Raw genomic sequence first — 15,878 nt, forward strand, 5'->3', positions numbered from 1 at the left:
CACCGACACCGGCCGAGCCCGGCCGGCCCTGGTCACCTCCGCGGGACGGGGAAGGGGCCGGAGCGACCGAACGTATCCCCGACCGACGGGGCGGGTGAACGGGCCGCCCGCGAGGGGTAACCCCCTGTGGGGGTCATTGTCTCGTTATGGGGCGTCTCGCTCCTGGCGTGTGGGGGGTGCCATGGCCGTACTGCCGTCGGGTCCTGGTGGAGGTCCGGTCGCGGTCGTCGGGGTGTCGTGCCGGCTGCCCGGGGGCGTCGGCGACCTGTCCGCCCTGTGGGAGGTGCTGGAGCAGGGGCGGGACCTGGTCGGGGAAGTGCCGGCGGACCGGTTCGACGCGCGCCGGTTCGTCGACACGTCGATGCCGCGCAGCGGCAAGAGCTGTACGGCGGCGGGGGGATTCCTCGACGACGTCGCCGGTTTCGACGCCGGGTACTTCGGGATCGCCCCCAAGGAAGCGTCGCGGATGGACCCGCAGCACCGGCTGCTGCTGGAGCTGGCCGTGGAGGCGCTGGACGACGCGGGCATCGCGCCCGCGCGGCTGGCCGGTTCGGACACGGCCGTGTTCGTCGGGGTGTCGGACACGTCGTACGGCGGCCTGCAGATGATGCACCCCGAGGCGGTCAACGCCTACACCATGTCCGGCGGCGCGTCGTCCATCGCGGCGAACCGGCTGTCGCACTTCTTCGACCTGCGCGGGCCCAGCATGGTGGTGGACACGGCGTGTTCGTCCTCGCTGGTGGCGCTGGACCGGGCGTGCCGCACCCTGGCGGACGGCACCAGCGCGGCGGCGCTGTGCGCGGGAGTGAACGTCCTGCTGAGCCCTTACCACTTCGTCGGGTTCTCCCAGGCGGCCATGTTGTCGCCGACGGGCAGGTGCGCCGCGTTCTCCGCCGCCGCCGACGGCTTCGTCCGGGCGGAGGGCGGCGGTGTGGTGGTGCTGAAGCCGGCGGCGGACGCCGTGGCCGACGGCGACCGGATCCACGGTCTGATCCTGGGCACGGGGACGAACAGCGACGGCCGGACCATGGGTCTCGCCCTGCCGAGCGCGCCGGCGCAGGAGGAGTTGCTGCGGTCGGTGTACGAGGGGGCGGGCATCGACCCGGACGAGCTCGTGTACCTGGAGGCGCACGGTACGGGGACCCCCGTCGGGGACCCCGTGGAGTGCCGGGCCATCGGCCGGGCCCTGGGGCGGCGGCGGACCACCGGGGTCCTGCCCATCGGCTCGGTGAAGACCAACTTCGGTCATCTGGAGCCCGCTTCGGGGATCGTGGGCCTGCTCAAGGCCCTCCTCGTGCTCCGGCACCGGACCGTCCCGCCGACGCTGCACGCCGTCCCCGCCCATCCCGACATCGACTTCGGCGGGCTGAACATCGCGCCGGCCGTCGAGGCGCGTCCGACCGCGGCCGTCGTCCGTCCCGTCGTCGGCGTCAACTCCTTCGGATTCGGCGGCTCGAACGCTCATGTGGCTCTGGCGGCCGGCCCCGGCGCGGCGTCGGACCGTGAGTCGCCGGGGCCGGGTCTCGCGGGAAGGCCCCTGCCGCTCGTCGTCTCGGCGCGCACGGCGCCGGCGCTGGCCGAGGCCGCCGCCGCCATGGCCGCCCAGCTCGAACGAGGCTTCAGCGAGGGCGAGTTCCACGACATCGCCTACACCGCGTGCCGGCGCCGCGGACTCCATCCGCACCGGCTGGCCGTCCTGGCGACCGCGAGGACGGCCGTCCCGCTGCTGCGGTCCTTCACGCTCCCGGAACACGGCCCCGGAACGGAGGCGCAGGCCCCCGCGGCACCGGCCGAGTCGGCTCCCGCGCCTCCCGCGCCTCCCGCGGACCCGGAACCGGCCCTCGGCGAGGGGCTCCAGGGCCTGGGGATGACGTCTCAGGCGGTCGAGCACGGACGGGTCGCGTTCGTCTTCCCGGGCAACGGGTCGCAGTGGGCCGGCATGGCCGCCGACCTGCTGGAGAACAGCGCCGCGTTCCGCGCGGCGGTCGCGGAGGCGGACGAGCGTCTCTCGCCGCTCCTGGGCTGGTCACCGCTCGACGAGCTCGCGGCGCCGCCGGAGGCGCAGCGCATGGCGCTGACGCGGGTCGCGCAGCCGCTGCTGTTCGCCGTCCAGGTCGGCTTGGCCCGGCTCCTGGCGGAGCAGGGCATCATGCCGTACTGCGTGCTCGGGCACAGCGTCGGCGAGGTGGCGGCCGCATACGTGGCGGGCGTGCTCGACCTGGGGCAGGCGGCCCGGGTGGTCGCGGCGCGCAGCGCACGGCAGGCGGACACCGCCGGATCGGGCCGGATGGCGGCCGTGGCGCTCGGCGAGGCCGATGCCCGGAAGGCGCTGGCCGGCCACCCCGGGCTGGAGGTGGCCGCCGTCAACAGCGGGCGCGACGTGACCGTCGCCGGCCCGGCCGACGCCGTGCGCGCGTTCCTGGCGCGGCTGGGGGAGAGGGGGGTGGCCGGCACGGAACTCGGCGTGGACCACGCGTTCCACAGCGTGGCCATGGACCCCGTCGAGCAGCCGCTGCGGGAGGCGCTCGCGGACCTGCGGCCCGCGCCCCCGGCCGTGCCGATGATCTCCACCGTGACCGGGCAGCCGGTGGACGGCGCCGGCCTGGACGCGGCGTACTGGTGGCGCAACGTCCGCGAACCCGTCGCGTTCGCCCCCGCCGTCGAACGCGCCCTCGACCTCGGTGCCGACATCCTCCTGGAGGTCGGCCCGCATCCCGTCCTGAGCCCCTTCCTGCGGCGGATCGCCGCCAGCCGGCCGCGCACGACGATCGCGGTGACCGGCACGCTGCGGCGGGGCGAACCCGGCGCGGAGGCGATGGGACGGGCCGTCGCCACGCTGCTCGCCCAGGGTGCGGAGCCGGACTGGCGCGCGTACTTCCCCGAAAGGGGCGCGGTGGCCGACCTGCCCGCCTACCCCTGGCAGCGGGAACGCCACTGGAACGGCACGCCCCACAGCTGGCTGCGCACCAGCGGGTCCGGCGAACTGGAGCACCCTCTGCTGGGCGAGCGGCTGCCCGCGCCGTGGCCGACCTGGCAAGGGACGGTGGAACCGGTCCTCGTGCCCTGGCTGGCCGATCACCAACTGGCCGGATCCGTGGTCGTCCCGGCGACCGCCTACGTGGAGATGGCCCTGGCGGCCGGGAAACTCTCGCTGGAGAGCGCGGCCGAAGTGGACCATCTGGAGATCACCCGCCCCCTGGTGGTCCCATGGGCGGACGCCGGCAGCGTCCGCGTCCAGCTCGCGATCAGCCCCGATGACGGGCGGGTGCACATCACCAGCACCGACGCCCGGGCCCAGCGGCCGCGCCCGCATGTACGGGCACGGGTCCGGGCGCTGTACGGTCACGCCCCGGCGGACGTCGACGTGGCCGCCGCCCGGGCGCGCTGCCCCCGTACCGTCACCGGCGCGGAGCACTACGAGTCCGTCGGCCGGGCCGGACTGCGCTACGGGCCCGCCTTCCGGCTCCTCGACGTGCTGCACGTGGGCGACGGCGAGGTGCTGGCGGCCTACCGGCACCAGGCGGCGGACGACCCGTTTACCGCCCACCCGGCCCTGCTGGACGCCGCCTTGCAGGCGGGGGCGCCGCTGCTCGGCGAGGCCGTGGCGGACGGCGCCGTGTACCTGCCGGCCGCGATCGGTGCCGCCCGGGTGTGGCACCGCCCGGCGGCGACCGGGTGGGCGTACGTGCGCCCGCTCTCGGCCTCCGGGACCGAGGTGTGCTGGGACGTCCTGATCACGGACGACGACGGCCGGGTCAGCGCCGAGCTGCGGAGCTGCCGCCTCCGCCGGCTGGCCGGAGCCCACCGCACCCCCGTGACCGTCCACCACACCGTCCTCCGGGCGGTCACTCCTCTCGACGAGCCGGTATCGGACGCACTGTCGCCGGGCGAGCCGCCGATGACCGCGACGGACATCGCCTCGGCGGCCACGCGACAGGTGGCGGCGCTGCGCGCCGACTGGCACGGTCACGACTACCCCCGGTTCGCGGCGGCGCTCAAGAGGGCCGCCGCCCACTGCTACGCCGCCGCCCTCGCCGACGTCCTCCCGCGCCCGGACGCCTCCTTCACACCGGCCGACCTCCTCCGCGCCGGCACGCTTCCCCGGCACGCGGCCTTCCTCGTCGCGATGCTGCCCGAACTGCGCCGTCACCGTCTGCTCGGCCGGGACGGCGCCGGCGGGCACCGGCTGCTCCGCACCCGGTTCGACGGCGCCGGGGCGCTGCGCGACCTGATCCTGCGCTTCCCCCGCTACGCCCCTGAAGGCCGCCTGGCGCTCCACGGCCTGCGCGCGCTGCGGGCCACGGGCGGACACCACCCGGTCGAGCACCTGCTCTCCGAAGGCGGCCTGGCCGATCTCGAGCAGCTGTACGACACGGGGGTCATCGGCCGCTTCCACAACCGGCTGGCGCAGGCGCTCCTGCGCGTCGTCGTGGAGCGATGGCCGGACGACCGCCCCCTGCGCGTGCTGGAGGTCGGCGCGGGCACCGGCGGTACGACGGCGGCCTTGCTGCCGCTGCTGCCTCCCGAGCGCACCCAGTACGTCTTCACCGACGTCTCCCCGGCCTTCCTCACCCGAGCCGAACACCGCTTCGCCGCCTACGACTTCCTCACCTTCCGTACCCTCGACCTCGATGCCGACCCCGTCGGGCAGGGCCTGGCCGAGGGAACCTTCGACATCGTCGTCGCGGCCAACGCCCTCCACACCGCGCGGTCCGCCGAGACCGCCGTCCGCAACGTGGCGGCGCTGACGGCGTCGAACGGCCTGCTGCTGGCCGTCGAGAGTCACGACCCGTACGTCCTGGCGCCCTTCTTCGGCACCCTGGACACCTTCTGGGACCGCACCGACCACGACGAACGCCCCGACTCGCCCCTCCTGACGGCCGACCGGTGGGTCGCCCTGCTCACCCGCTGCGGTTTCACCGACGCCGTCCGCACCGGCGACGACACCGCGCCCTGCCGCGACGACTTCTCCGTCCTGCTCGCCAACGCGCCGCGACGCTCCACCCGGCGACCGGCGCGGGCGCCCGGGCCCGGGCGCCCCTGGCACATCGTGGCGGAGACGCGCGAGGAACTCACCCTGGCGCGGGCGGTGGCCGCCCGTCTCCCGCGGCCGGAGGGAGGCGCCGCCCACCGCGTGGACGCCGTGGAGGACACGACCGCGCCCCGGCCCGCGACACCGAGCGGTGGCACCGCCGGGACCTGCGTCATCCTCGGCGCGCACCACCTGCCCGAGCCCACCGCCGCCGTCGCGCTGACCACCCGGCGCGCGGCACTTCTGAGGCGGATCACGGCCGCCGGCACCCGCCCGCCGGAAGGCGCCCGGGCGGAGCTGATCGTGGTCACCCGGCCCAGCGGCGCCCTGCCCCCGCCCGAACGCCCGCTCGCGCCCGAGGACGCCGCCGTCTGGGGCATCATGCGTACCCTGGCCAACGAGGAAACCGGGGTGTCCATGCGCACCGTCTCGCTGGACCGTTCCGGCCGGACGGAGACCGACGCCCGGCGCCTGGCCCGCGAACTGCTCGCAACGACCGACGAGACGGAGGTGGCCCTCACCCGCTCCGGAGGCCGCTTCGCCCCCAGGGAACTGCCGCTGCCGGCCGGCCACACCACCACGACCGCCGCACCCACCACCGCGTACGCCCTGGAGATCCGCACGCCCGGCCTCTCCTACCGGCCCGTCTGGGTGGAACGCACCCAGGAACCGGTGGGCCCCGGCGAGGTCGCCATCGACGTACGCGCCGCGGCCCTCAACTACCGGGACGTCATGCAGGCCGTCGGCCTCCTGCCCGCGGAGGCCGTCGAGGGCACCTACACGGAGACGGGCCCGGGCCTGGAGTGCGCCGGCGTCGTCACCGCCGTCGGCGACGGCGTCACCGCGTTCCGCCCCGGCGACCGCGTCTTCGCCCTCGCACCGGCCTCCCTCGCGTCCCGGACGCGCACCGTCGCCCAGGCCGTCGGACACATGCCGCACGGGATGTCCTTCGCGGAAGCCGCCACGCTCCCCGTCGTCTTCGCCACCGTCCACTACGGCCTCCACGACCTCGCCCGCCTGCGTCGCGGGGAGACGGTCCTGGTTCACGGCGGCGCGGGAGGCGTCGGCCTGGCCGCGCTGCGCCACGCCCGGCTGTGCGGCGCGCGCGTCGTCGCCACGGCCGGCACCCCCGCCAAGCGGGAGCTGCTGCGGCACCTCGGCGCCGACCACGTCGTCGACTCCCGCGCCCTCGACTTCGCCGCACAGGTCATGGACGCCACCGAGGGCGGGGGAGTCGACGTGGTGGTCAACTCCCTGGCGGGCGAGGCCATCACGAGAGGGCTGGAACTCCTGCGCCCCGGCGGCCGGTTCATCGAACTGGGCAAGCGCGACATCTACGAGAACCAGCCCCTCCTCCTGCGGCCCTTCCGTCACAACCTGGCCTTCTTCGGCGTCGACCTGACCACCCTCGCCTTCGACCCCGACCGGGGCGCCCGCCTGTTCGCCGAGGTCACCCGGCGCGTCCACGCCGGCTCCTACCGGCCCCTGCCGCACAGCACCTACCCGGCCGCCCGGGTGGCCGAGGCGTTCCGGCTGCTGCAGCACTCACGCCACATCGGCAAAGTCGTCGTCACGTTCGACCCCTTGGACGAGCCCCCGGTCGTCGAACGGCCCGTCACCGCACCCCGGTTCGGATCCCGGGGCACCTATCTGGTCACCGGGGGCACGAGCGGGTTCGGCGCCACCGGCGCCCGGTGGCTCGCGGACCACGGGGTGCGCCGCCTGGCCCTGGTCAGCCGCCGGGGCCACCGGGCACCGGAAGCCGCCGCCCTCCTGGCCGACCTGGCCGGACGCGGCGTCACCGCCACGGCGTACGCGGCCGACGCGGCCGACCCGGACGGCATGCGCCGCGTCATCGAGCTCGTCGACGCCACCGGACACCCGGTCGACGGCGTCCTGCACTGCGCGATGCACCTGGACGACGACCCGCTGGCCGACCTCACCGACGAACGCCTCGCCGCCGTCCTCACCCCCAAGGTCGCCGGAGCCGCCGTCCTCGAACGCCTCCTCGCCGACCGGCCCCTGGAGACCTTCCTGCTCTACTCCTCCGGCACCACCTTCCTCGGCAACATCCGCCAGGCCGGCTACGTCGCCGCCAACCTCCACCTGGAAGCGCTCGCCCGGCGGCGCAGGCAGCGGGGCCTGCCCGCCCAGGCCATCGCCTGGGGCGCCATCGGCGAGACCGGCTACGTCGCCCGCACCGGCCTCGCCCGCACCCTGGCCGCCGTCGGCATCGAACCCCTCGACCCGCGCGAAGCCCTCGCCACCGGCGGCCTGCTGATCGCCCAGGGCACCGCCGTCGCCGGCCTGGGCCGCTACAACTGGGGCCGCCTCCGCGGCGTCCTCCCCCTCCTGGACTCCCCCCGCTGCGCCTCCCTCCTGCCCGAACACCTCCAGGAAGCGGACCACACCCAGGAGGAGATCCTCCGGTTCCTCGCCACCATGCCCTACGAGGAGGCGTCACGAGCCGTCGCCGCCACCCTCACCCGGCTGATGGCCGACGTCCTCCACCTGGACGAGCGGGACATCGACCCCGACCGGCGCCTCGACGAGTACGGGCTCGACTCCCTCATGCTCGCCGAACTCCTGGTCTCCCTCCGCAAACGGTTCGACATCGAGATCCCCCCGCTGGAGCTCCTGCGCAGCGGCGGCACCATCACCGACATCTCGCACCTCGTCCTGCTCCGCCTGGGCATCACCGCCGAGGCGGAGTCGCCGTCGCGAGGCGCGGAACGGACTCCCGGGGAACGGTGAGGGGCGGGGCGACGAGGGCCCCCTCGGTCGCCGTGGGAGGCCCGGGCGGTGTGCTCCGTGCTAGGCTCACCTGTTCGCATCGTCGCCGTGTCGGTGCTCCTCGCGGTGTCCGTGGCTGGTGACCGCGACCCGGCCGCGCCTTCCTCGGTTCGGTCTCTTCGACCTTCGACCTTCGACCTCTTCGACTCGACGGAAGGCTTTTTGTGAGCAGCGGATCAGCACGTGCGGATGTCCGGCGACAGGACTCTGTGTCCGAGGCGTCGGGCGCCCCTTCGGCGCGGCCCGCGGTGGCGTCCTTCGCGGAGCTGGGGCTGCCGGCCGACGTTCTGCGGGTGCTCGACGAGCGGGGTGTGACCACGCCCTTCCCCATCCAGGCGGCGGCGCTGCCGAACGCGCTCGCGGGGCGGGACGTCCTGGGACGGGGCCGCACGGGATCCGGCAAGACCCTCGCCTTCGGGCTGGGCATGCTCGCCCGGACGGCCGGGCGGCGCGCGCAGTCCAAGGAGCCGCTGGCCCTCGTGCTGGTGCCGACCAGGGAGCTGGCGCAGCAGGTCGGTGAGGCGCTCGCCCCGTACGCCGAGGCGCTGCGGCTGCGGCTCACCACCGTGGTGGGCGGGGTGTCCATCGGGCGGCAGGCCGCCCTGCTGCGGGAGGGCGCCGAGATCGTCGTCGCCACACCCGGCCGGCTGCACGACCTCATCGAGCGCAAGGACTGCCGACTGGGACGGGTGCGCATCACGGTCCTGGACGAAGCGGACCAGATGTGTGACATGGGGTTCCTGCCGCAGGTCAGCGAGATCCTGGACCAGGTGCGTCCCGACGGGCAGCGGATGCTGTTCTCCGCCACCCTCGACCGCGACGTCGACGAGCTGGTGCGGCGCTACCTGCGCGATCCCGCCGTCCACTCCGTGGACCCCTCGGCCGGCGCGGTGTCCGCGATCGAGCACCACGTCTTCGTCGTGCACGGCCCCGACCGGTACGCCGTGACCACGGAGATCGCCGCCCGGGACGGCCGCGTCCTGCTGTTCCTGGACTCCAAGCACGGCGTCGACCAGCTCACGCGGCACCTGCGGGCCAGCGGGGTGGCCGCCGCCGCCCTGCACAGCGGGAAGTCACAGCCGCAGCGCACCCGGACCCTGGCGCAGTTCAAGAACGGGCAGGTCACCGCCCTGGTGGCGACGAACGTCGCCGCGCGCGGCCTCCACGTCGACGACCTGGACCTCGTGGTCAACGTCGACCCGGCCACCGACCCGAAGGACTATCTGCACCGCGCGGGCCGCACGGCCCGGGCCGGCCGCTCCGGCACCGTCGTGACACTCGTCCTGACGGGGCAGCGCCGCGAGGCGGGCCAGGTCATGGCGGACGCCGGCGTCGCGTCCAAGGTCACCAAGGTGCGCTCCGGGGAGGCGGAGCTGAGCCGTATCACCGGCGCGCGGGCCCCCTCCGGCGAGCCGCTCGACGGCGGACCGGCCGTATCCCGCCCCAAGAACCACAACGTCCCGTTCCGCGGCCTGGGCAGCACCAAGGACGCGAAGAGCGGCTCCGGCGGCAAGCCGTCCCGCAAGAGCACCGAGGCCCGCAAGCTCGCGGAGGCCCGCAAGGCGGCCCGGGTGCGGCGCGGCGCCTGAGCCTCGGTCGGCCGGGCGGGAGCGGCTGCGTCAGGGCGACGCGGGCACGGCCGCTCGAACCGCCTGGTGGACCGCTCGTGCCAGGCGGGCACCCCACAGCGAGCGCGGTCCGGCGAAGAGATGGGTCTCGTCGCCGGGCCGTGGCACACGCGCCGCGACGCACACCGCGTCGGTGGGCGTGCCGGAACAGTCGTAGCCGGCCTCCAGCAGCGCCTGCACCTTGGCTTCCGTGGCCGTGGCCACGGCATTGACCAAGGCGGCATCGGTCAGCGCCACCGGCACGGCGGCGATGATGTTGATGGTGCCGGGCGCCTCGGGTCCCACGGTGCCCTCCTGCGGAGAAGCCGCCCAGCCGCGCACGGCGATGCCCGCGGTCGCCACCGCCTCCACACCGTCGTCGTACGCCCTGCCGTAGGCGGAGACATCGGCCGCCGTCATCAGCCCCACCCCCTCGCCGTCCACCCCGGCCGCCCGGGCGATGCCGGCCAGGTGCGCCGCCGGGTCGGTGCGCCGGTACCCGTGGGCGACCTGGGCGTTGAGAACCCAGGTCCGCTCGGCGATGCCACCACCGAGGAGTGCGCTGCTGGCCATCCGCCAACCAGGACCCGCCCGCCACAGCAGCGCCTGCAGTAGCTCGCCGTCCTCGGTCCGCGTCAGGTGCCGGAGACGTAGGAGACCGGTGGTGGCCGACGGCGCGGCTATGGAAGCGGGCACGGAGGGGCGTTCCTCGGGGTGGGAGCAAGGCGGGCGTGAGTGATCGTACGCGTTCTCGCCGACAGGCCGCCGGTCGTCGTGGTGTTCATCACGGCGCCGCCGTGGGTTTCAAGGGCCGCCGGTGCGGTGATCTCCGAGGAAGGCCCGCGCAAGGGCGGGGGTGTCGTGGACCGGTGTGCACGAGGAACGGGTGATGACGTATGAACAGGTCCGTTTTCAAGGGGTGCGGGCGCGCGAGTGTCGCGGTGAGCGCGGCTCTGGTGTGGGCCGTGGGGAGCGCCACACCAAGCGTGGCGCTCCCCGAAGACGCGGGCGGAGTCACGAGAGTGGCTGCCGACGTGCGCGAACGGGGCTGCCCCATCGTGTACTTCGATCTGGGTGAGACCCTGGTGCACACCGCCGGTGACGGCGGCATCGGTTACCGGCCCGGCGCGGACGCTTACCTGCGCGCCCTGCGCGCACGCCGCGTTCCCGTCGGGCTGATCACCAATGTGCCGCCGTCCTGGGGCGCGACCGACGCCGAGCGCGCCGCCAGGCTGCGGAAGGAGGTCGACGCCGTGTGGCAGGGGTCCGCGCCCTTCGCGTGGAAGGACTTCGGCGACCGCGTCCTCACCCCGCGCACCGAGGCGGAACGCAAACCGGCCCCCGCTCTCTGGCAGCGGGCGAAGGCCGGTTCGGGCCGGTGCCGCGTCGTCTATGAGGCCGAGACGGCCGAGGAGGTCAGAGCGGCTACCTCGCTCGGTTTCGTGCCGTATCAGGTCGGTCGGCCGTACCGGCCCGCGTTTCTTCCGGTCCGGCTGGTCGAACTCCTCGGCCGGCGCTCTCCCGCCTGACCGCCCCACTGCGCAGCAGCAGTTGGAGGACGCCGAGCAGCACCGCCGTGGCGAGCGCGCTGTGCCACAGCAACGCGTCCAGGCGCCCGGCGGCGAGGTAGGCGCCCACGGCGATCGCGGCCAGGGCGCACACCGCGCGGTCCACGATGCTCTCGACCGAGAGCAGCGTGGCGCGCGGGGCGTGCGCGGGCACCGCGTCGTTCACCAGCTTGCGCTGGACGGGATACGCGAAGCCGGTCGCGGCGGCGAACAGGCAGAGCAGCGCGACGACGGCCCACGGCCCGCCGAACGTCATGGCCGCCAGGCTGCCCGCCAGCGCGAGGCTGAGGACCGAGACCCAGGCGACCGGTGGCAGGCGGCGGCTCAGCCACTGCGGGCGGGCCGACGCCACCGCCTCCGCCACCGTCATCGCCGCCATCACACTGCCGTGCGAGGCCTCCGCGATGCCGTGGTCCAGCAGGATCGGCTGGAAGAGGTTGACCTGGCAGATCCGGGAGAGCGTGAAGACCGCCACGCCCTGCACCATCAGCAGCGCCAGCCACGGCGAGGAGGCGACACAGCGCAGCGCGGTGCCCGCGTCCCGCAGGAACGCGCCGCCCCCGCGCCCGCCCCCGCGCCCTCCGCCCGTACCGTCGCCCGTCCCCGCGAGGCGGGGCAGGGCGACGGCGCAGGCGAGGGAGCCCGCCGCGCTGGCGGCGCTGAGCACGTACGGGGCCGGATGCGCCACGGCCATCAGTGGCCCGACCAGCGGCCAGCACACGACCTTCGCCACGAGCCCCAGCGCCCGGGCGGTGCCCTCCGCCCTCAGGTAATGCTCGTCGCACTTCTCGGCGCGCAGACCGTCGTACAGGTAGGCGCTGGCCGCTCCCGAGGTGAGCGAACGGCCCGCGGCGATGGCCAGGAAGTGGACGAGGAAGCCGGCGTAGGAGGCGCTGACCACCGGAGCCAGGTTCGCCGCGGTCATGACCACCGCGCCGGCCCGGAGGCAGTTGCGGGTGCCGATCCGGTCGGCGATCAGGCCCGTCGGGATCTCGAACAGGCAGAAAGCCACGTAGTAGATGCTCTGGATGCCGAAGATCTGCCCGTCCGAGAGCCCGGCCGCCTTCTGGTAGGCGTAGAACACCGGCATCCACCACAGCAGGTTGAACAGCAGCTGGAAGCCGTAGTTGAGCCGGATGATCCGGCGGGCGGTGAGGGTGAGGCCGGTGCCCGCCGCCCGTCCGCCGGTGCGCGCCCTCACAGCGCGTACGGACGGATCTGGACCAGCCGGAAGTCGCCCCGGTCGGTCATCAGCCACTCGACGTCCAGCGGCCGGTCCACGTCGGACGCGCTGAAGTGGGACTGCAGGAGCCGCCCGGTCAGGCACAGGTCGGCGAGCCGGGCCCGGGTGGCGGCGGGGAGCTCCTCGCCCGCGGAGCCCAGGGAGACGGTACGGCCGCCGCCCTCCACGGTGTTGTACAGGTACTGCTGCGGCAGGACCGAACCCTCGACCACCCGCTCCGGGGAGCCGGGGGAGCAGTTGAGGTAGACGTTGCGGAAGTCGCCGCGGCGGGTCGGGTCGCAGGTCACCAGAACGCCGCCGAGGGAGGCGGGGACGTACTCCTGGACGATGACGCCCATGTAGGTGTCGTCCAGGGAGATGCCGACCTGGTGGCGGAGGCGCACGCCGCGGGGCGAGAGCAGCGAGGCCCACACCTGGCGTACGGCGTCCAGGAGTCCGTCGGTTCCGTGGGTGGTGGTGACGGAGTCGTAGACGCCCGCCGCGGAGAACCCCGGAAGGTCCTCGGCGTTGGACGAGGAGCGCACCACCAGCCGGCCGTGCGAGCCGGTGGAGGCGGGAAGGGCCTGACTGATCTGCCGGGTGACCGACTCGGGGACGGGCGTGTGCCGGATCAGGTGCTGGAGCTGCAGGCAGAGCGAGTCCAGGACGTCGCCGGCGTCGAGTTCGAGTGCCATCTTGAGCTTGCCGATGCCCTGTTGGATGGCGGGGGAGGAGGCCAGGAAGCGCTGCTGGAGCGCGAAGGGCAGCGCGATGCCTTCGGGTGCGCCGACCGTCGCGGCCGCGAAGTCGGCGGCGGCGGCACGTAGTTCGGCGGGTGAGGGGGCGTCCAGGCCGAGGCGGGCCGCGAGGTGCCCGTAGAGGTCCTCACGCGGCGGGCGGGGCCGCCCGTAGAAGGCGGTCAGGTCGGCCGTACGGCTGTCGAGCACGTGGTGCAGCTCGCCGAGGTTGGCCGCCTTGGTGCCGTAGCGGTCGCGGTCGGTGCCGCGCAGCCGGTGCAGGGCCAGCACGGGGACGTCCTCGAGCAGCGGCGGTTCGAGGCGGATGCGCTGCCGGTGCCAGGCCGGGGGCCGCAGGTCGGGTTCGTCGTCGAGCCGCTCCAGGGATATCTCGTCCTCGCGGACCCGGTAGCGCACCCACGCGCCGTCCAGGCCGCCCTTCTCGACGAGCTGGTCCAGGTCGCGCACGATCGCGTTGGGGATGCCCCAGCCGGAGGCGAGGACGTTGGTGTGCGAGAGCGGGGTGATCGGCGCGGTGTTGAGGAACCCGGCGACCCGGGGGACGTCGTCCGGCAGGCAGGGCATGGCCACGATGTCCGCCCAGCCGAGCCCGGCCTCCGCCGCGTACGCCGTGTACTCGTCGTGCGTACGGAAGTACCGCAGCCGCCCGGTGGCCTCGCCGGGGTTGAGCGGCGTGCGGGTCCGGGAGCCGAAGAGCTCGTGGCTGAGGATACGCGGCACGCGCTGTTCGCTGATCGCCGCCAGTTCCTCCTCCTGCCCGTGGTTGGCGGGTTTGAGGAGCAGCGGCAGCCTGCCGTCGACCCGTGCGCGGACGAACTCGTAGAAGAACACGAGGAGTTCCCCGTGCATGGTGTCGGCCTCGGTCGTCTCCAGGACGAGGAACGTGCGTTCGCGGCCCTCCGTGTCCTCGTCGGTGTGCAGGGACAGCACGCCGAGCAGGAAGCGGCGCCCGGGGTCCGTGTAGACGGAGGCGTTGAAGGCGTCGAGGTCCGCGTCGAGTGCGGCCAGGTCCATGCCCAGGACGCTGGTGGCGATGTAATTGACGTGGAAGGGGTGCGCGGCGGTGTCGAGCAGGTGCCAGGTGTTCTCGGCGCGGTCGACGACGACCTTGAGGTACGGGTGTCCCGCCAGGACACCGGAGAGGGTGCGGAAGAGCGGCAGCGAGAGGTTCTCGCCGACGACCGTGCGGTCCGTGGCCGGTTCGGCGGTACCGGTGAGCAACTCGGCGGTCATGCCGGAACCTCCTGCGGCTGGGCGGCGGGCAGCACCCGGGGCAGGGCGTCCACCAGGGTCTCGAAGTCGCGGAGCACGGTCCGCGCGTCGGCGGCGGAGAGCAGGCACAGGGCCGCCATGGTGTTGGCGCCGGCGGCCGGGTCGTACACCGGCACGGCACTGCCGTCGGGGAGCGAGCTCTCCGGGACCACCGACAGGCGGCTGCCCCGGCTGAGGGGGACGTCCGCCGCGACGGCGCCGAAGTCCCAGACCCTGCGGTCCGGCCAGGCCCGGCCGTGGCCGTCGACCGCGAGGACGACGAGGGAGCCGGCCGCGCCGCGCGCCTCCGCCGGGGTCAGCGCCCGCTCGGGCCATGCGACGGGGCGTCCGAGGAGGTGGTCGACGAGCATGCCGACGAGGTCGAGCCCGAAGACCTCCTCGATCTGCGGCACGGTCATCGCGCCGCCGAACCGGGCGGCCGTCTCTATCAGCCACATGCCGCCGTCGGCGCCGAGCTTGATCTCGGTGTGGGTCCCGCAGTCGCGCAGGCCGAGGGCGTCGACCGCACGGCGGGCCAGGTCCACGATCCGGTCCTGGGCGTCCTCGGACAGCAGGGCGGGGGTGATGCTCGCGCGCTCGGTGAACGGCTCGACCGTGGGCATCCGCCCGCTGAGGCACACCGGACGGAAGACGCCGTCCGTCACGACGCCCTCGACGCTCACGTAGTCGCCCCAGCCGGACTCGTCGAACCAGTCCGACGCGGTGCCGGTGACGATCCGCTCGACCACGTAGTCCGCGTCGGCCTCGGCCACATGCAGTTCCGCGAAGCCCAGTCGGGCCGATTCGGCCATCACGTCACGGGAGCGGGCCCAGGCGGCCGGCACCTCGTGCGGGGAGCGGATGATCTGGTGCGCGGTCGACCCGGCGCTCCAGGCCGCCTTGAGCAGCAGCGGCCCCGGCAGGGCACGCGCCGCCGCGTGCAGGTCGGCCTCGGTGTCCACGGGACGGAACTCGGGCTGCGGCAGGCCGTGTTGCCGCCAGGTGCTGCGCATCAGCCGCTTGTCGCGAGCGAGGGCGGAGGCGCTGCCCGCCCCTTTGAGGCCGAGCGCCTCGCACGCCTCGGCGACGGCCACGACCGCGTACTCGGAGAAGGTGAGCACCGCGTCGGCGCCCACGGCCTCGGCCCGGGCGACGATCAGGGACACCAGGTCGGGGTGGTGCGCGTCGGCCGGCGTCACGACCGAGGCGCACAGTCTGCCGGCGGAGCCTGCCACGGCGGGAGGAAGAGCGCTGAGCGCCAGCAGGTGCACGTCCGCCTTCGCGGCCGTCCGGGACAGGACGTGACCGAGCGGCGGACCACCCTTGGCATGCACTAGCAGCACCTTGCTCACGGAAGTTCGTCTCCAATCGTCCGGTTTCGACGGATCGCCGTATGCCGGGGGAACGCGTGGTGGTTCCGAGGGCTCTGCGGCCCGCGTGGCGGGGCGTGTTCACCCGCTCACTCAAGGAGACCAGGATGCGGAGGCCCGTGATGTCTCCGCGGGAGTCCGGGACTCAGGCATTTGCCTGAGTCCCGGAGGGCCTTCGTCTCCGCCGTCACTCTTGCCTCAGTGGCAACGGCCGGAAACCGGGCGTGTGCGGAGCGAAGTCGGGACATCCGGCGTTATGTGACTGAGCGTCAGGAAG

7 protein-coding genes are annotated in these 15,878 nt (G+C 74.3%); 3 read left to right on the forward strand and 4 right to left on the reverse strand.

The window, feature by feature from the left end; all coding sequences use genetic code 11:
- Window positions 1–181 precede the first annotated feature (181 nt).
- Both JNW98_RS14320 and JNW98_RS14325 read left to right on the forward strand, forming a co-directional pair.
- Entirely contained in the window at window positions 182–7,786 is a 7,605-nt protein-coding gene (locus JNW98_RS14320; RefSeq protein ID WP_223768582.1) for a type I polyketide synthase, read from the forward strand.
- A gap of 248 nt (window positions 7,787–8,034) precedes the next feature.
- Entirely contained in the window at window positions 8,035–9,414 is a 1,380-nt protein-coding gene (locus JNW98_RS14325) for a DEAD/DEAH box helicase (RefSeq protein ID WP_223768583.1), read from the forward strand.
- A 30-nt stretch (window positions 9,415–9,444) separates the two neighbouring features.
- Here the strand turns inward: JNW98_RS14325 and JNW98_RS14330 are convergent, their stop codons facing one another.
- Window positions 9,445–10,128: an adenosylcobinamide amidohydrolase gene (locus JNW98_RS14330; RefSeq protein WP_223768584.1), complete on the reverse strand. Its 684-nt coding sequence runs from the start codon at window positions 10,126–10,128 to the stop codon at window positions 9,445–9,447.
- Between the two features lie 326 nt (window positions 10,129–10,454).
- On the opposite strand from JNW98_RS14330, the gene JNW98_RS14335 reads away from it, so the two are divergent.
- Entirely contained in the window at window positions 10,455–10,961 is a 507-nt protein-coding gene (locus JNW98_RS14335; protein WP_223768585.1) for an HAD family hydrolase, read from the forward strand.
- Here JNW98_RS14335 and JNW98_RS14340 read toward each other — a convergent pair.
- Genes JNW98_RS14340 through JNW98_RS14350 form a run of 3 tightly spaced genes read right to left on the reverse strand, consistent with a single transcriptional unit; the run spans window position 10,858 to window position 15,583 of the window.
- Entirely contained in the window at window positions 10,858–12,201 is a 1,344-nt protein-coding gene (locus JNW98_RS14340) for an MFS transporter (RefSeq protein WP_223768586.1), read from the reverse strand. The genes JNW98_RS14335 and JNW98_RS14340 overlap by 104 nt on opposite strands.
- Window positions 12,198–14,213, reverse strand: a complete 2,016-nt coding sequence (locus tag JNW98_RS14345) for a PEP/pyruvate-binding domain-containing protein (protein ID WP_223768587.1) — start codon at window positions 14,211–14,213, stop codon at window positions 12,198–12,200. The genes JNW98_RS14340 and JNW98_RS14345 overlap by 4 nt, the downstream gene beginning before the upstream one ends.
- The gene (locus JNW98_RS14350) at window positions 14,210–15,583 is read right to left on the reverse strand and encodes an ATP-grasp domain-containing protein (protein WP_223768588.1); all 1,374 of its coding nucleotides are present in this window, start codon (window positions 15,581–15,583) and stop codon (window positions 14,210–14,212) included. Before JNW98_RS14350 ends, JNW98_RS14345 begins: the two co-directional genes overlap by 4 nt.
- Between the last annotated feature and the right edge of the window lie 295 nt (window positions 15,584–15,878).

Origin of the sequence: Streptomyces huiliensis, from assembly GCF_020037025.1 — a bacterium.
GTDB classification, from domain to species: Bacteria; Actinomycetota; Actinomycetes; order Streptomycetales; family Streptomycetaceae; genus Streptomyces; species Streptomyces huiliensis.